This is a genomic window from Streptomyces sp. NBC_00885 (genome assembly GCF_045207475.1).
Classification (GTDB): Bacteria; Actinomycetota; Actinomycetes; order Streptomycetales; family Streptomycetaceae; genus Streptomyces.
Map to the genome: position 1 here is coordinate 7,493,778 of NZ_CP108796.1, position 15,975 is coordinate 7,509,752.

General features: G+C 69.4%; 20 protein-coding genes and 1 riboswitch. Of the genes, 3 read left to right on the forward strand and 17 right to left on the reverse strand.

Annotated elements, in window-relative coordinates; genetic code table 11:
• Positions 1 to 7 precede the first annotated feature (7 nt).
• The 11 genes from OHA61_RS34130 to bioB all read right to left on the reverse strand — a co-directional run bounded on the left by OHA61_RS34130 (position 8) and on the right by bioB (position 8,511).
• The gene (locus tag OHA61_RS34130) at positions 8 to 238 is read right to left on the reverse strand and encodes a hypothetical protein (RefSeq protein WP_406306258.1); all 231 of its coding nucleotides are present in this window, start codon (positions 236 to 238) and stop codon (positions 8 to 10) included.
• A 1-nt stretch (position 239) separates the two neighbouring features.
• On the reverse strand, positions 240 to 443 hold the full coding sequence (locus OHA61_RS34135) for a hypothetical protein (protein ID WP_406306259.1): 204 nt from the start codon (positions 441 to 443) through the stop codon (positions 240 to 242).
• A gap of 224 nt (positions 444 to 667) precedes the next feature.
• Complete coding sequence (locus OHA61_RS34140; RefSeq protein WP_406306260.1) at positions 668 to 1,810, reverse strand: DUF3631 domain-containing protein; 1,143 nt, start codon at positions 1,808 to 1,810, stop codon at positions 668 to 670.
• Positions 1,807 to 2,724: a bifunctional DNA primase/polymerase gene (locus OHA61_RS34145; protein ID WP_406306261.1), complete on the reverse strand. Its 918-nt coding sequence runs from the start codon at positions 2,722 to 2,724 to the stop codon at positions 1,807 to 1,809. The genes OHA61_RS34140 and OHA61_RS34145 overlap by 4 nt, the downstream gene beginning before the upstream one ends.
• Positions 2,721 to 2,912: a hypothetical protein gene (locus OHA61_RS34150; protein WP_406306262.1), complete on the reverse strand. Its 192-nt coding sequence runs from the start codon at positions 2,910 to 2,912 to the stop codon at positions 2,721 to 2,723. Before OHA61_RS34150 ends, OHA61_RS34145 begins: the two co-directional genes overlap by 4 nt.
• 50 nt (positions 2,913 to 2,962) lie before the next feature.
• Positions 2,963 to 3,295, reverse strand: coding sequence for a hypothetical protein (locus OHA61_RS34155; RefSeq protein WP_406306263.1), 333 nt, complete (start codon positions 3,293 to 3,295; stop codon positions 2,963 to 2,965).
• Entirely contained in the window at positions 3,292 to 4,809 is a 1,518-nt protein-coding gene (locus tag OHA61_RS34160) for a recombinase family protein (RefSeq protein WP_406306264.1), read from the reverse strand. The genes OHA61_RS34155 and OHA61_RS34160 overlap by 4 nt, the downstream gene beginning before the upstream one ends.
• A complete protein-coding gene (locus OHA61_RS34165) occupies positions 4,806 to 5,015 on the reverse strand; it encodes a VOC family protein (RefSeq protein ID WP_406306265.1) in 210 nt (69 codons plus the stop codon). Before OHA61_RS34165 ends, OHA61_RS34160 begins: the two co-directional genes overlap by 4 nt.
• Before the next feature lie 5 nt (positions 5,016 to 5,020).
• Positions 5,021 to 5,734 (reverse strand): dethiobiotin synthase, encoded by a 714-nt coding sequence (bioD, locus tag OHA61_RS34170; protein ID WP_406306266.1) that lies wholly within the window; start codon positions 5,732 to 5,734, stop codon positions 5,021 to 5,023.
• A 313-nt stretch (positions 5,735 to 6,047) separates the two neighbouring features.
• Positions 6,048 to 7,343: an adenosylmethionine--8-amino-7-oxononanoate transaminase gene (locus OHA61_RS34175; RefSeq protein WP_406306267.1), complete on the reverse strand. Its 1,296-nt coding sequence runs from the start codon at positions 7,341 to 7,343 to the stop codon at positions 6,048 to 6,050.
• Positions 7,336 to 8,511 carry a biotin synthase BioB gene (gene bioB / locus OHA61_RS34180; protein WP_406306268.1) on the reverse strand — a complete coding sequence of 392 codons (1,176 nt, stop codon included), beginning with the start codon at positions 8,509 to 8,511 and terminating at the stop codon, positions 7,336 to 7,338. Before bioB ends, OHA61_RS34175 begins: the two co-directional genes overlap by 8 nt.
• Before the next feature lie 145 nt (positions 8,512 to 8,656).
• On the opposite strand from bioB, the gene OHA61_RS34185 reads away from it, so the two are divergent.
• Positions 8,657 to 9,802 carry an 8-amino-7-oxononanoate synthase gene (locus OHA61_RS34185; RefSeq protein WP_361912627.1) on the forward strand — a complete coding sequence of 382 codons (1,146 nt, stop codon included), beginning with the start codon at positions 8,657 to 8,659 and terminating at the stop codon, positions 9,800 to 9,802.
• 224 nt (positions 9,803 to 10,026) lie between these two features.
• Positions 10,027 to 10,458 (forward strand): ATP-binding protein, encoded by a 432-nt coding sequence (locus tag OHA61_RS34190; protein WP_324990114.1) that lies wholly within the window; start codon positions 10,027 to 10,029, stop codon positions 10,456 to 10,458.
• Positions 10,459 to 10,516: 58 nt separating this feature from the next.
• Here OHA61_RS34190 and OHA61_RS34195 read toward each other — a convergent pair whose 3' ends face one another.
• Positions 10,517 to 11,422: a LysR family transcriptional regulator gene (locus tag OHA61_RS34195; RefSeq protein WP_406306269.1), complete on the reverse strand. Its 906-nt coding sequence runs from the start codon at positions 11,420 to 11,422 to the stop codon at positions 10,517 to 10,519.
• 82 nt (positions 11,423 to 11,504) lie between these two features.
• Here OHA61_RS34195 and OHA61_RS34200 point away from each other — a divergent pair, with 82 nt between their 5' ends.
• Positions 11,505 to 12,134, forward strand: a complete 630-nt coding sequence (locus OHA61_RS34200) for a LysE family translocator (RefSeq protein ID WP_389368935.1) — start codon at positions 11,505 to 11,507, stop codon at positions 12,132 to 12,134.
• Positions 12,135 to 12,211: 77 nt separating this feature from the next.
• Here the strand turns inward: OHA61_RS34200 and OHA61_RS34205 are convergent, their stop codons facing one another.
• From OHA61_RS34205 to OHA61_RS34225, 5 genes are all read right to left on the reverse strand, one after another.
• Positions 12,212 to 12,688: a C40 family peptidase gene (locus OHA61_RS34205; RefSeq protein WP_406306270.1), complete on the reverse strand. Its 477-nt coding sequence runs from the start codon at positions 12,686 to 12,688 to the stop codon at positions 12,212 to 12,214.
• 3 nt (positions 12,689 to 12,691) lie between these two features.
• Positions 12,692 to 12,876, reverse strand: a riboswitch (cyclic di-AMP (ydaO/yuaA leader).
• Positions 12,877 to 13,190: 314 nt separating this feature from the next.
• Positions 13,191 to 13,499 (reverse strand): hypothetical protein, encoded by a 309-nt coding sequence (locus OHA61_RS34210; RefSeq protein WP_406264664.1) that lies wholly within the window; start codon positions 13,497 to 13,499, stop codon positions 13,191 to 13,193.
• Positions 13,500 to 13,506: 7 nt separating this feature from the next.
• Positions 13,507 to 14,142, reverse strand: coding sequence for a ClpP family protease (locus OHA61_RS34215; protein ID WP_406307577.1), 636 nt, complete (start codon positions 14,140 to 14,142; stop codon positions 13,507 to 13,509).
• A 149-nt stretch (positions 14,143 to 14,291) separates the two neighbouring features.
• Positions 14,292 to 15,491 carry a tyrosine-type recombinase/integrase gene (locus OHA61_RS34220; protein ID WP_406306271.1) on the reverse strand — a complete coding sequence of 400 codons (1,200 nt, stop codon included), beginning with the start codon at positions 15,489 to 15,491 and terminating at the stop codon, positions 14,292 to 14,294.
• Positions 15,484 to 15,960 (reverse strand): helix-turn-helix domain-containing protein, encoded by a 477-nt coding sequence (locus OHA61_RS34225; protein ID WP_406306272.1) that lies wholly within the window; start codon positions 15,958 to 15,960, stop codon positions 15,484 to 15,486. Before OHA61_RS34225 ends, OHA61_RS34220 begins: the two co-directional genes overlap by 8 nt.
• Positions 15,961 to 15,975 lie beyond the last annotated feature (15 nt).

Genomic DNA, 15,975 nt, shown 5'->3' on the forward strand with positions numbered 1-15,975 from the left:
ACCCATGTCAGCACCGCCTTTCAGGTGTTCCGAGTTTGAGTAGTTCGTCGTACAGGGCGAGTTCTTGCTCATTGCAGGCCGTTGCCAGCCAGTTGTACCGGCCCCCGGACCTTTTCAGCATCAGCTTCGTGGCCTTGTTCTTTGGGGCGTTTGGCTTGAACTTCGCGCCGAACAAAGCGTCGTCGACGTTGAGAGTCTTCCCGCACACGTCACAGGTGACGGTGTCTTGTGATTGCATGTCAGTCTCCACTCTTGAAGTACGGCAATTGGTCGTCGTCGTCGGTTTCGACCGGCCGTGCATCGGAACTGCTGCGCATGACGCATGATTTGTCATGCCTGCCTGTTTCGGCGAGTGCGTCGCAGAATCCGCAGCGCAGGGCTTCATACTTGGCCGCAAACGGTTTGGGCAATTTCCGTTCCCAACTGGACTTGCGCGTCGTCATTTTGGTACCTCCTCAGATACTCGGTCTGATTACCGTGCGTAAACTCCGTTGGCTCGTCCGCCCGAAGTCCGCTACACCCGCTACGGGGGTAACAGTGCAGGTCAGAAGGGTGCGCGGTGTAGCGGGCGTAGCCGATCCCCGGAATGTCCGCTACACGGGACAATGCCCCTGACCTGCGGTGTAGCGGCCGTAGCGGGTGTAGCGGACTTCGGGTGAATGGAGAGTCACGGACCATTGCGTTCACGCTCCGTAGCGGGTGCATAGCGCTGCCACGCGTCGAAGAACATTGCCTTCGTGTACCCCTTGGCGACCCCGAACGGGGTCCTGATGTTCGTCGGACCGATCGGCTCGCCGTTGCCGTCGCCGTAGTTGTGAAGCGTCCTGGACAGGTACCGGGCGTCGATCGGCTCGCCCTTCAGGGAGGCCCAGGGCGCGTCGTCGATCTCGTGCAGCGCGTTCAGCAGCTCCCCGCTGGACAGGCGGTCCGTTCCCCGCGCCTCGAACACGGCCCTGATGTCGAGCAGCAGCCGGACGCCGAGGGAGACCCGGTCCAACCGTCCAGCCTCTTTGACGAACCACTCCGCCGCCGCCCTGCCCCGCTGTGGCCACGCACCACCCGCGGCGTCGGCGATGGCGATGAGCGGTTCCCATTTGTCGGCCTCCCGGTCCGTCACTCCCTCGGGCAGCTCGGGCCACGACCCCGTGACTTTCCGCGCCTCCTGGATGGCCCACGACGAGAGCCGATTGCGGAAGTAGTTGCCCTCCGGCTCGTGCACCCGCACCCGGAACGGCTCGACATGCTCGCTCGGGGCGCGCCGCCGCATCGGCACCACGACGGAACGGTTGAGCAGCGTGTCGGGAAGCGCGCCCAGACCGGCCAGTGCGACCGCGGCGTACGCAGGAAACTCCTTGACCGCCATCGTGGTGCCCACGCCGACAACGCGGTAGGCGACGCCCGACCGGCGGTGACCGGCGTTCAAGAGGCCGCGCAAGTCCTCGTTGTCGCGTGCTTTGGGCCCGAACACGGTGTCGATCTCGTCGTAGAGGACCGTCGGACGCCCCTCGGTGTCGGACACGGCGCGAAAGAGAGCCGCGGGAGAACAGTTGACGGCCTGCATCGGCCGCGGCACCAGGGTGTCAAGCACTTCGAGCGCCCGCGTCTTACCGCTGCCAACTTCCGGCGACAGAAAGGCGATCCGGGGTGTCGAGTCGAAGCAGTCGATGAAATGTGTGTGCGCGGCCCACAGCGCGACGGCCACATAGGCGTGGTCCGAGGGGAGGGCGCTGAACCGCCGGCAGAAATCCTCGACCGCATCGAGAAGCTCGGCACCGTCGATGGCCGCGGCGGGTGTCCACAGAGGGCTCATGACGGCACCTCCCCGTACGCGGACCGCAGGTGGCGCTCGATGTCGTCGGTCGTCCACGGAGCGGCGGAGCAGGGCCACGCGGACACGACGGGCCACAGCAGATCGCCCGCTTCCTGCGGGGACAGACCCTTGTCGCGGAGCGCGCGCACGGCCCAGCAAAGCGCCTCGTCTTGCCCGCCCGGCTGGACACCACCCAGCCACGAGAGGAGCCCGGAAGTGCCAGCAATACTTCCCTGTGTGTATGTGTGAGGGTCGCGCGCGTTGGGCTTGTCATCATGGCTGAGGACCAACGCGAGCCAGTCAGGCAGTTTCATCGGTGGCTTCAGTCCCAGCAATTCGTACGCCGGGCTCGGCGGGGCAACGACGAAACCTCCATACGTCCCCTCAGCGCCCTTTACGTCGACGCCGGGCAGCATGTCGTTGCGTCCCGGTATGCCCTCGGTGTCGGCGAACCAGAGGTGCAGGGCACCACTGGTGGTGCGAATGAGTGTGGTGCGATCGAAGTAGCAAGCCGGTGCGGCCTCGGGATCGCCAGCGGCCAATGTCAACTGCGCCCAGGTCTCGATGCCGTTGATGGGCGGGTGCTTGGTATCGAGGTCCACCACGAGCAGCCCGGATGGCTTGGCAGCGATCCCGAGCCAGGCATCGGGCCAACGGCGCGCCCAACGAGAGATGGTGGCCGGGTCGGTGGTTGCCTCGCTGCCCCATTTGACGAGCGGCGTGTTCTTGTCCTTCAAGGGGAAGGTGAAGATTCCAGCAGCCGCGTACACCAGTGCAGCGGTGTGGAAGGACTCGCTCTCGTCGAGAGCTCGGAGGTCCAGCGCGCGGTCCGGCTGGGCATATATGCTGGCTGAAGAAGTTGCCGCCGCTCCTTCTCTGATTGGGCCCTCTCGGGGGCCCTTTCTCGTGTTCACGTCCGGTCACCGCCCCGGCGACGGGGAGATGCGGGCAGTGGGGTCAGCTCGGCCAGGGTGATCCGCTGGCGGGCCAGGGCGGCGCGCACGATACGGGCGGCGCGGGCAAGCTGGGCTGGGTCATCGACGGCTCGGTGTGCGGCGTTCCGGGCGTGGGCCTCGGTCGCGGCGGTGGTTCGGGCAGGCATGTGGACAGCCCTCCGGGGGCGTGTCCGGGATGCCGTCCCCGGTTTGCGGCTTAGCCGCTGGCCGTCATTGTCAGCGTCACGGTACCACGGTGTTCGAAAACATCGGCCGTGAGCAGGTGGCCGCGCCCGTGGTGGGGGCAGAGGGCGACCAGGTCTTTCGGCGCGGCGAAGTGCGAGTCAGCGGCGCGTTCAAGGGTGGAACCTCCACGCCAGCCCCGCCAGGGGCGGCCGGGCCGGTTGAGCCGGGCCAGACGCGGTGCGTCCACGCGCCACCGGATGGTGCCCTTGTCCGTGCGTTCGACCACCCCGAGCTTGCCGGGGGAGCGCAGCCCCTCAGCCTCGCACTGACCGCAGTACACCGTGAGCAAGGTCTTCGCGCTCACTGCTGCCTCCACTCGATCACTACCCGCCCGGCGTCGAAGGCCCTCGTACCGGGCTTGGCACGCTCGATCGTCACCTTCGCGATGAACATCCGCAGCAGCTCGCGCCGCTCGTCGAGCGTCATGATCGGCCACGACGCGCGGGCGCGTGTGATGTCGAGGCTCCCCACGGGCGCCGGAACGCCGGCGAGATCGGCGCGCAACTGGTCCTCCCGCTCGGCCAGCCCGCGGCGCGCCGCCCTCCACTCCTCGCCCGACAGGGTCCCGGCGCCCCACTCCTCGGCCAGCTCGGCGCGGTCGGCGTCGACGGCAGACAGTGCCGCGGTCAGCTTGTCCCTGCGCTGTGCGTGGTCGTCGGCGCCGAGCGCGTCGAGGAATTCGGGCCGGTCCAGCTCGTCGAACAGCGCGTCGGCCACATGCTGCTCCGTCTCGTCCAGCATGATTCCGACGCAGCCCCGCCCGCCCCGGTTGGGATGGCACAGCAAGTAGGGCTTCCTCACGCCGTTCTTGAGCCGCTTCAACGAACCGGTCATCGGTGCGGCGCACTCCCCGCAGACGGCCAGCCCGCCGGTGAGGGTGTACTTGCGCCCGGTGCTGCCGGTGTGATTGGCGGTGACCGGGTAGGTGGAGCCGTCGCTGGTGGTGACCACGCGGGGCGCGGCAAGCTTGGTGCGGCATGCCTGCCACGTTGCCTCGTCGAGGATTGGCTCCCAGTTGCCGCGCCCTACGACACGTCCGCGGTGCACGCGGTACCCGGCGACGGTCGGTTTGCTGACCATGTTCCTGACGCTGCCCGCGGTGAGCTTCGACGGGCGGGTGACGGGGTTCCCGGAGACATCGGTGACCACCTCGCCCAGCTCGTCCCTGACCTTCATACGGTGCGGGCCGGTGAGTCCGCGGGGCTTCGCGCGCAGTTCGCGGGCGATATTCGCGAGGGACCAGCCGTCCAGCACTCTCGCAGCGGCCCACTGGATCGCCTCGGCTTCCTCGGGCACGACGACGTATGTCTTGCCACCCTCGCCGTCCTGCGCATGCCGGTACCCGAACGGCGTGCTTCCCGGAGGCCGCCCGTCAGCCGCCCGACTGTCAAGGGTGTCGTTGATCCGCTTCTTCAGCGTCCGCACCTCGTCGGCGTTGAGCACGGCCTTGATCCCAGCGACCACGTCGCGGACCCGGACGATGCCGTCGCGATTGGTGTGGAGCTCAGTGATGCCCGCGGCGTTCAGCTCGGCGGCAAGACGGAACCACTCGACCTCGCGCCGCTCCAGCCGGGACTGTTCTACGGCCCACAGATGTGCGATCTCACCGCGGGCCAGGGACTCCCGCAGGCGCTCGTACTCGGGGCGGTGGGCGTCACCGGCGGCCGAGATGTCACTATCGGCGAAGACCTTCACGGGCAGGCCGGGCCAGGTGTGGGCGGCGTAGGCGCGTCCCCACTTCTCCTGGGCCTCGACGCCCTCGCGACGGCCGCGCTTGTCCTTCGAGATGCGGCAGTACAGAGCGACGTATCGGGTCATACCGCCAGGGTGCGCCTGGTTACGTCTCGAACGCAAGTGCCATCCGGCACGCGCTGGAAGGCGACGCGTACGAAGCCGGGCGGATCGATGTACGACCAGTCCTCGCTCCGGTCGACCGGGTCGCCGCCGAGCAGGGCGGCCCAGAAACGCACCAGACGGGCGGGGTCGTGGCAGTCGAAGACGATCTCCTCGATACGGGCTCGCATGCGGATCAGCGTACGGCCGCGGTGAACGCCTCCACGTCCCACACGCCGCCGAGCCGGGGCGCGAGCCAACTCCCGGCGCGGGCACGGAAGTCGGCAGGCGCCAGCGCGCCCGCTCCCTGAGGCACGGCCCCGAGCAGCGGCGCCCCGGCGGCCTCGGGCAGGTCCGCGAGATTGCACCGCGCGGCCAGATCCGGCTCGTCGGGCCAGCTGCCGACGACCACACCCAGCTGCTCCAACTCCCGTGCGCGCAGGGCCTCCGCGGTCAGCGCGGTCGTGTTGAGTGTGCCGAGCCTGGCGGCTACGACGACGAGCACGGGCGCGGCCAGCAGCCTGGCGACATCGGCGAGGGTCGCCCCCTCCTCGTCGAGACGCACAAGAAGGCCTCCGGCCCCCTCGACGAGTACGAGGTCATGATCGGCGGCGAGCTTCTCCACGGCCTCGACCACGTCCGCGGGCCGCACGGCCGCCATCTGGGCCCGCCGCGCGGCGGTGGCGGGAGCGAGCGGCTCGGGAAACCGTGCAAGCTCGACCCCGACCACGTCTCCGCCGAGCCGGACCACCTCCGCGACATCGCCGTCCTCCCCGACGGCAATCCCGGTCTGCGCGGGCTTCACCACGGCGACAGACCGACCGTGCGCCCGAAACGCCGCGGCGACGGCGGCGGTGACGACGGTCTTCCCGACCTCGGTCCCGGTCCCGGTGACGACGATGACTGCCATGGCTGTGCCCTGCCTTTCTGTTTCGGTTGTACGGCGGGAGGGCCAAAACCGCGGCCTTGCCCGCGTGCCAGTCTGCCCGCGCCGCCTTGCCCCGCGAGCCAGGCGCTCCGTGACGCCTCCCGGCGCCAGGAGCGCACGCCGTGCCGAGCGGCGCGAAGCCCTGACCCCGCGCCGGGTTCCGGCGCCCCGCCGCCGGTGAGCGGCGCGAAGGACCGTACGCCACGGGCGCGGGTGTGGTTCGTACGCCGAAGTGCCTCCCGCGCGTGCCCGTCTGCGCCGCGAAGCCGGCGCACCCGGGGCGCGGGCGTCAGCCTTAGCCCGCGGCCGCCGCCGCGAGCACCGCGCCGCACACGCGCCCGAGATCCTCGTCGCCCGTCACATACGGCGGCATCGTGTAGATGAGGTCCCGGAACGGCCTCAGCCACACCCCCTGCCGCACTGCCGCCTCCGTGGCCGCCGCCATGTTCACCTCGTGGTCCAGCTGCACGACGCCGATCCCGCCCAGCACGCGGACATCCCGTACACCGGGCAGCCCGGCCGCCGCCGCGAGACCGTCCCGCAGGCCCGCCTCCAGGCGTTTGATCTCCTGCTGCCAGTCCTGCGCGAGCAGCAGATCGATCGAGGCGCATGCCACCGCAGACGCCAGCGGATTGCCCATGAACGTCGGGCCGTGCGCCAGCACGGGCACCTCGCCGCGCGAGATTCCCTCGGCCACCCGTGTCGTACACAGCGTCGCCGCCATCGACAGGTAGCCGCCGGTCAGCGCCTTGCCCAGGCACATCACATCGGGCGAGACCCCGGCCGCCTCCGCCGCGAACAGATTGCCCGTACGGCCGAATCCTGTCGCGATCTCGTCGAAGACCAGCAGCACCCCGTGCTCGTCGCACGCCTCCCGCAGCACCCGCAGATACGAGGGCGAGTGGAACCGCATCCCACCCGCACCCTGCACCACCGGCTCCACGATCACCGCGGCCAGCTCGTCCGCATGCCGCGCGACGGCCTCGCGCAGCTCCTGCGCGTACGACTCCTCGAACTCCGCCGGCGGCGCACCCACGAAGATCTGCCGGGGGAGTACCCCCGACCACAGCTCGTGCATCCCGCCCTCGGGGTCGCACACCGACATCGGCTGCCAGGTGTCCCCGTGGTACCCGCCGCGCCAGGTCAGCAGGCGCTGCTTCTGCGGCTGCCCCACCGAGCGCCAGTACTGCAGGCACATCTTCACGGCGACCTCGACCGAAACCGAGCCCGAGTCGCACAGGAAGACGTGCCGCAGCGGCTCGGGCGTGATCTCGACCAGCTTCGCGGCCAGCCGGACGGCGGGCTCGTGGGTGAGCCCGCCGAACATCACATGGCTCATCCGCCCCAGCTGGTCCTGCGCGGCCTCGTTGAGGACCGGGTGGTTGTAGCCGTGGATCGCCGACCACCAGGACGACATGCCGTCGATCAACTCGCGCTGTCCGTGGACCGGTTCGGCGAGCCGCAGCCGTACCCCGGACGCGGACTCCACGATCAGCGGGTCCGTACGGCCCGGCATCGGGCCGTACGGATGCCAGACGTGTGCCCGGTCCAGGTCGAGCAGCTCGCCGGGGCTGTACGCGGACTCAGGCATTGGGCGCGAGATCCGTGCCCGTTCCACGGCGGCGTACGGCCACCAGATCCGTGCGCGCCGCGGGAACCTCGGCGACGGGCGCCTCGGCCGCGGCGGGCTCGCCGTCACCACACGGTCCGCAGCCGCCGGAGTGCGAACCGCAGCCGCCGCCGGCCAAGGCGTCCGCACGGTGCTCCGGCAGCGTCGTCGTGTCCGTGCCCTCCACCTCGAAGCCCGCGTCCGCGATCATGTCGAGGTCGGCCTTGCCCGCCTGGCCCTCGCTGGTCAGGTAGTCGCCGAGGAAGATCGAGTTGGCCAGGTTCAGCGCGAGCGGCTGCATCGAGCGCAGATGCACCTCGCGGCCGCCTGCGATCCGTACCTCCACGTCGGGGCAGACGAACCGCACCATGGCAAGAATCCGCAGGCAGCGCTGAGGGGTGAGGTTCCACTCCTTCGCCAGCGGGGTGCCCTCGAAGGGGATCAGGAAGTTGACCGGCACCGAGTCCGGGTCGAGCTCGCGCAGCGAGAAGACGACATCGACCAGGTCCTCGTCGCTCTCGCCCATGCCCGCGATCAGCCCGGAGCAGGCGGAGAGCCCCGCGGCGTGCGCCTTCTGCACGGTGTCCACGCGATCGGCGTACGTGTGGGTCTTGGTGATCTCCCCGTACGTCGCCTCGGACGTGTTCAGGTTGTGGTTGTACGCGTCGGCTCCCGCGTCCCGCAGCCGCTCCGCCTGGCCGTCCGAAAGCAGCCCGAGGCAGGCACAGACCTCGACGCCCTCGTTCTGCTCCTTGATCGCCTCGATGGTCTTGCCGACGCGGTCCACGTCCCGGTCCGTCGGACCGCGGCCGCTGGCCACCAGGCAGACCCGCTTGGCACCACCCGCGACACCGGCGGCCGCCGCCTGCGAGGCCTCGTCCGGCTTCAGCCAGGTGTACTTGAGGATCTCGGCCTTGGAGCCGAGCCGCTGCGAGCAGTACGAGCAGTCCTCGGGGCAGAGCCCCGACTTCAGGTTGACGAGATAGTTCAGCTTCACCCGTCGCCCGAACCACTGGCGGCGCACCTTGCCGGCCGCGGCCACCACTTCGAGCACATCGTCGTCGGAGGTCGCCAGCACGGCGAGCGCTTCTTCACGGGTCGGCAGCTCGCGCCGCAGCCCCTTGTCCACCAGCGTGGTCAGCAGGTCCATGGCGCTGATCCTTACGTACGGCATGCGCCAGGGCCAAGGAGGAACTCCACAACAGAGCATGTTTGAGGTGTGTGCATGGCCACATCCGCTCCTCCAGCGACCCCGGTTAGGGTCTGTGCGCTGCCTACAAAAGGACCGGACCACCATGCACCAGGATCCTTTCGCCTGGATCGACGACGAGTCGCGCCGCCGTGAGCGCGCGGGTCTCGTCCGTACGCTCCGGCCGCGCACCGCCGAGTCCGAGCTGCTGGATCTCGCCAGCAACGACTATCTCGGCCTCACCCGTCACCCGGAGATCACCGGCGCCGCGGCCGAGGCGGCCGGCCGCTGGGGCGCGGGAGCCACCGGCTCCCGGCTCGTCACGGGCAGTACCGCCCTCCATGCCGACCTTGAGCGGGAGCTGGCAGCCTTCTGCGGCTTCGAGGCGGCCCTGGTGTTCTCTTCGGGCTATGCCGCGAACCTCGCCGGAGTGACCGCGCTGAGCGGCCTCGGCTCGCTGATCGTCTCCGACGCGGGCAACCACGCCTCGATCGTCGACGGCTGCCGGCTCTCGCGCGCGGAGACCGCGGTCGTACCGCACGCGGACGTCGACGCCGTACGCAAGACGCTGGAGGCGCACCCGGGGCAGCGGGCACTCGTGGTCAGCGACTCGGTCTTCTCGGTGGACGGCGACGCGGCACCGCTGGCGGGCCTGGCGGAAGCCTGTGGTGAGTACGGAGCCGCCCTGCTCGTCGACGACGCGCACGGGCTCGGCGTACTGGGCGAAGGAGGCCGGGGGGCCCTGAACGCCGCGGGCATCGCGGGCGCCGACGGCGTCGTCGCAACCCTCACGCTCTCCAAGTCCCTGGGAAGCCAGGGCGGAGCGGTCCTCGGCCCCGCCCGGGTGATCGACCATCTGGTCAACGCGGCCCGTACGTTCATCTTCGACACCGGCCTGGCTCCCGCGGCAGCGGGAGCGGCCCTGGCGAGCCTGCGGCTGCTGCGCCGCGAACCGGCGCTGGCGGACCGGGCCCGCACTGTCGCCGCGATGCTGCACCGGCGGCTCACGGACGCGGGACTCATCTCCGCACGCCCCGACGCCGCTGTGGTCTCCGTACAGGCTCCGTCGCCCGAGGCGGCTCTGCGGTGGGCCGCGGACTGCCGCGCCGCCGGGCTTGTGGTCGGCTGCTTCCGTCCTCCGTCGGTGCCGGACGGTATCTCCAGGCTCCGGCTCACGGCGCGCGCGGATCTGACGGATCAGCAGATCGAGCAGGCCACGAAGACCATCATCGAGCTCGCACCGGCCGGTTGACGGCGTCCCGCCTCCGTCCGCGGTCAACAAGCAATTGTGCGCCCAAATACGGTCTCGCGTAGCAGAGTTCACCGCTTTGAGCGACAGGTATCCGCATATCTTGGTGGATCGCCACCTGGGGAAGCACGTGAGGTGGCACTCTGGCGCGAAGCACAATCCGTGGCCGTCCTTGCAATTCCGCTACGAGTCGGAGCGCGGCCACGGTGGGAAAGGGACAGCTCGCCATGGCAGACCATCAGGAAGCCTCCGTAACCCTGCCGAGCGATCCCGCCTCGGTCTCCGCTGCCCGGAGATATGTCGCACGTGTTGTCTCCGAGTGGGGTCTGCCCGTCGGGACCGACGCCGTCGACACCGTCCGGCTGATCGTCTCCGAACTCGCCACGAACGCCGTCCAGCACACCTTCGGCCAGTCGCCGACCTTCACCGTGGACCTGCGTCTCGAGCGCGACGAGGAACTGCGCATCGGCGTCACCGACAGTCATCCCCGCTGGCCCCAGCGGCTGCCGGCCGCGGTCAGGCAGGACAACGGCCGCGGCATGGTCATCATTCGCAGCCTCACGGCGGAGTACGGCGGACAGCTCTCGGTCACACCGACCCCTGAGGGCGGCAAGACGGTCTGGATCGCCCTTCCTTGGACGGCTCCCGTCCAGAACTGACCTCGACCGGAAGAGCCTCGGCCCGACTGCCCTTGCCCCTGCCGATACGCCCCGCACTTCACGCACGGCCGAACGCGCCCCGCAGCAGCGCCCGAAGCGATTCCGCCGCCGGCCCCGACTCCTCGCCCCGGTGCGCCACAGAGATCGTCCGCCGGAAGTCCGCCGGGTCCAACTGCCGTACGCCGAGCGGCGTAGCCGACATCGCCGCGACCATCTCCGGCACCACCGCGACTCCGATCCCCGAGCTGACCAGTGCGCACACCAGCGCGTAGCCGGGCGACTCACAGACCACCGCAGGCGTGGCCCCGGCCCGGGCGAGCGCCGTCTCGACCCCCTTGCGCGGCGGATGCGAGGGCGCGCTGCTGATCAGCGGCTGTCCGGCGAGACCGGCCACCGGCAGCCGCCCCGAGCCACCCGCGAGCGCATGTCCGGGCGCCGTCACCAGGACCAACTCCTCCACCAGCAGCGGATCCAGGACCACACCCGCGGGCGGCGGCGCCGGTTCGGCCGGTTCGTACGTGTGCGTCAGCGCAAGATCCACCTCGCCCGCCGCCACCGCCAGGACCCCGCCCGGCGGCTCGTACTCGGCGACGGTCAGTTCCACATCCGGATGCGCCCGGCGGAACGAGCTCAGCACCGGCGGCAGCAGATGGACGCCCACCGTGGTGAAGGTCCCCACACGCAGCCGCCCGCCGGACAGCCCGGACAGCCGCGCCAGCTCGTGCCGCGCCCGGTCCATCTCGTCCAGCACCCGGCGGGCCCGAGCCGCCAGCAGCTCGCCCGCGGCGGTCAGCCGCGCCCCGCGATGGCTGCGCACCAGCAGGGCCGCCCCCGCCTCGCGCTCCAGCTTTGCCAGCTGCTGGGAGAGCGCGGGCGCGGTGTAGCCCAGACGGGCGGCGGCCCGGGTGATCGAACCGGCCTCGGCGACCGCCACGAGCGCCGCCAGCCGCGTCGGGTCGTACATGCCACCCCTTAACCATTGCTTTAGGCAGACCCAGAAGATTGCAAGTACACGTTAAGGCCTTGCCCGGTCCACGATGGTGGCCATGGACGCACAACTGGTCGCCTTCATCGGGGTCGCCGCGGGCATGGTGGCCATGCCGGGCGCGGACTTCACCGTCGTCGTACGCAATGCGCTCGCCTCCCGGCGCGCGGGCGTGGCCTGCGCGGTCGGCGTCGCCGGAGGACTGCTCGTGCACACCGCGCTGGCGGTCGCCGGACTCGCGGCCGTGCTGGTCGCCGTGCCGGTGCTCTTCCGCACGCTGCAGATTCTGGGCGGTGCCTATGTGCTCTACCTGGGCGTACGGGCTGTACGCTCCGCCCTGCGCCCGGCGCTCGCGGTGGAGGATCCGCTGGGCCCGGCCGCGCAGGGCATCGGCCGCAGCCTGCGCCAGGGCTTCCTCACGAACGTCCTCAACCCGAAGGCCCCGGTCCTCTTCCTCAGCCTGCTCCCGCAGTTCGTTCCGGACGGTGCGGCGGTCCTGCCGCGCACTCTGCTGCTCGCGACGATCGTGGTCGCGCTGGCTCTGGTCTGGTTCCCGGCGGTGGCTCTGCTCGTGGACCGTCTCGGGACGTGGCTGCGCAGGCCGCGCACCACGCGGGCCGTCGAAGGCGTCACCGGCGGAGCGCTCACGGCTCTCGGAGTGACCCTGCTCGCCGAGCCGCTGGCGCACTGAACCGGCGCGCCGGAGGGAGCCCGCGCACCGACCGCCCCGGCGAAACGCGGCGATCGGCGCGCGATGAGCCACCGCCGTCAGCGCACCCGGCCGTACCAGACTTTCTTGGTCCAGATCTTCTCCAGCTTCACCCAGGAGCCGGTCTTCGGCGAGTGCCAGATCTTGCCGCGGCCGGCGTAGATGCCCACGTGGTAGACCCGGCTGCCGTAGTGGAAGAACACCAGGTCTCCCTTCTGCCGGGAGGAGGCCGGGATATGGCGGGTCCTGTTGTACTGCTGCTGGGCGGTACGCGGGAGCTTTTTGCCCGCCTTCTTGTACGAGTAGAGCGTCAGCCCTGAGCAGTCGAACCGGGAGGGACCCGCGGCGCCGAACCTGTAGGGCGCCCCCTTCTTCGAGGCGGCGACCTTGAGTGCCGTTTTCGCGTGGGTCGCTGCCGCGTGCGCCTCCGGAACGGCGCCCGGTGCCAGCAGTGAGCCGCCGACGGCGGCGAGGGTCAGGGCCGACACGGCGCCCGCCCTGGTCATCAAGTACGGGACATGAATCTGCGCAGTCATGCGCAACCCTTCGTCAGCCGCCTGTGAAGGATGACCTGTCGGGTTCGGACGGACGAAGATGCCCGGCCGCGGATGCGGCTTCACCCCGAGGGACCGCCGGACCGTCCGGCTGTCCCGCTCTGCTTGGGTCCTCCACTCCTGCCGATGCACTCCTGTCGACCAGACATCCGGTGCGGCGGCAGGACTCGGCGTCCGCCCGGACCGCCCCGCCGAGGTGGCGGGGGCTTGTCGTCCCAGGGATCTTGACCCACTCTGTGCCGAATTTCCGAGTTGAAACGGCCGTTTGTGAGCTTTGCCACCCCTGACCTGTTCGGGTGGACAGAACGGATTTGCGGACGGGTACGTGACAGTTGAGGAGTCTCGCACCAGCACCGGAACAAGTCATTCCGCCAGATCGGTAGTCATGGCGCGCAAGTTGTCCGTAGTCGCTGAAGGGGCGTCGACTCCATCGAATGGGGGATGCACCCCGGTACCCTGATGGCGTACGCAAGCCGCTGCTTCGTCAACTCATGGTCGCGGGCGGCATTGTCACCCGCCGCGCCCGCCGCTCGCCGTCGAGCACTCTGAGTGCTTCTGCGAGCGTCGCCGCATGCACCTCGCTCTCGCCGCGCATATGCATCAGCGTCAGGGCGTCCTTGAGCGCCTCGGCCCGTCCAACCAGCGCCTGTGCCGCCCGGAGTGCGCCATAGGTGTGCGTGCCACGGGCCGGATTGATCCGCCCCAGCAGATCGAGGACTTCGAGATAGCTGTCGACGAACTCGCACTCGGCGCGGGTCAGCGCGGGCAGTGGCGGCTGTTCGGGTGGCAGCATCCGGTGCTCACCTCGAACCGGCGGAGGAGAGCGAAGTCTTGCGGTTCTTGATCACATGGTCCACGAGTCCGTACGCTCTGGCGTCCTCGGCGTCGAAGATCTTGTCGCGTTCCAGATCGGCGTTGATCCGCTCGGAGGTCTGGCCGGTGTGGCGTACGAGCATTCCGGCGAGTTGGGTCCGCAGTCGCAGCAACTCCTGTGCCTGGATCTCCAGATCGGACGGCTGGCCCTGCAACGGCTCCTCGAACCCGGGCTGCTGAAGGACGATCCGGGCGCCGGGCAGTGCCATCCGCTTGCCGGGAGCCCCGGCGCAGAGCAGCAGTGCGGCGGTGGAGGCGGCCTGCCCCAGGCAGGTTGTCTCCACATCGCAGGTGATGACCTGCATCGTGTCGTATATCGCGGACATGGCACTGAGCGAGCCGCCGGGGGAGTTGATGTAGAGGGCGATGTCACGGTCCGGTGCCGCGTACTCGAGGTGCAGGAACTGCGCGATCACGTCGTTGGCGGCGGTGTCGTCGACGGCGGTGCCGAGGAAGATGATCCGCTCGTCGAGCAGCTTGGAGTACGGATCGAGAGTGCGGTGGCCCGCGCTGGTGCGCTCGGTGAACTGGGGCAGGACGTAGCGGGCGGCCGGTCGGTTCATGACGTACGTCTCCTCTCGCACGGCCATCTGTAAAGAATGTACAGGATGTACAGGCCGTTATGATGGGGAGCATGGCCTAGTGATCGAGGAGAAGCAACAGGTCAGAGACTGTTTCGCTCCCAGCGTGAGAGCGAATATCTCACGATGTCTCACATCGGGGCTTCAGGAGCCCCGTCGCCGACACCAAGCAGAGCGTTCAGATGGACCACGGCTTCGCCCATATCGGCGGCCGTCGGGTGGACGTAGACGCGTTTCGTGAACGACGCATTTGTGTGGCCGGCCCACGCCGCGAGGATGTGATCCGGGATGCCGCTGTTCGCGAGGAACGTCAGGCAGCTGTGGCGGGCGTCGTACAGGCGGACCTTGCGCAGGCCCACCTTCGCCATCAGCGAGTAGGCATGCTCCCGCAGTTGGCGTGTGCTCATGGCCTGCCCGAGCAGGTCGACGAACACGTACCCGGACTCCAGGTAGTACGAGCCCATGGCGGCCTTCTCCGCCTCGTGCAGCACCTGCGACTGCAGCAGGGCCAGGCGCACCGGCTCAGGCAGAGGGAGCGTCCGCTCGCCCGCCTCGCTCTTCGTGTCCTTCTCCAGCACCCGGGCGTTGCCGATCATCGTGCGGGTGTTGGCGACGGAGAGTGTGCTCGCCGCGAAGTCGATATCCGACCAGCGCAGGCCGGCTACCTCCGCGGGGCGCAGACCCATCAGGCCGAGCAACAGCGGGGCGAACATGCGGTCGTCGCGTATACCGACGACGAAGGTCTTCACCTCCGTCTCGTTCCACGGCTTCTCCCGCTGGTTCTCCCGCTTGTCCGCCTTACGGGCCATGCGCGGCACGGTGACGTACTCGGCGACGTTGCGGGCCACCAGGCGGCGGCGCACGGCCAGCCGCAGCGCGGCACGCAGGCGGCCGAGGACACCGTCAGCGGTCGACGGGCGGATGCCGGTCCCCTTCTCGCCGCCGCGGCGCCTGGCGCCCACCAGAAGCCACGTCACGAACTCCTCGACGTGGTCCTCGGTGAGCTCCTGCAGCCGCATGTGCCCGAGCTGCTGGTGTACGTGCACGAGGGCATTGCGGTAGCCGACGAGCGTGGACTCCTCGATGTCGTCCTTCTTGCTCGCCATGTAGGCGTCGAGCAGCTGGGACACCGTCATCTTGCTGGGGAGGATCAGCTGCCCGGTACGCCGCTCGTGCCGCATCCGGGCCAGTTCGTCGCGGGCCTCCTTCAGCGTGTCCATCGTGACCGTCACCTGCTTGCGCCTGCCGTCACTGTCGCGGCCGGCGTCGATGACGAACCGATAGCGGACCTTGCCGCTCTGCAGGGTCACCTTCTTGATCGGGTCAGCCATCGTCGTCACCACTTTCACTGGCTCCCAACTGCATGCGTCGGCCTGCGGGGCGAGCGTCGAGCTGGAATCGCAAAATCGCACCGCCCGGATCCCCCGGCTTGATCTTCTCGATCGGCAGCTCGCCATCGACCCAGTCCCAGGCTCGATCGGCGAGCACGGATCCGACTCCGGTTACCTCGATCGTCTCGGCCGGGTCGTCGGTGAGGGGTAGGAGCAGCGCTGACGGGTTGACGCGGAGCGCGACAGCGAGGGCGACGAGGTCGTCCACGTCCACGCGACGCACCTGCTTGGCGTCCGGCTTGGCGCCGTTCTCGATCTTGTTGATCGCGTCCTGACTCAGGCCGCGGCCTACCTCGCTCAGCGCTTCAGAGAGAGCCCGAAGGCTCATCCCGCGCGCTGTGCGCAACCGCTTCACATTCGCGGCTACTGCTCGTCCGTTGGGGCCCAATTCAATGCGTCCTGTCGTCATGATCCCGCATGGTAA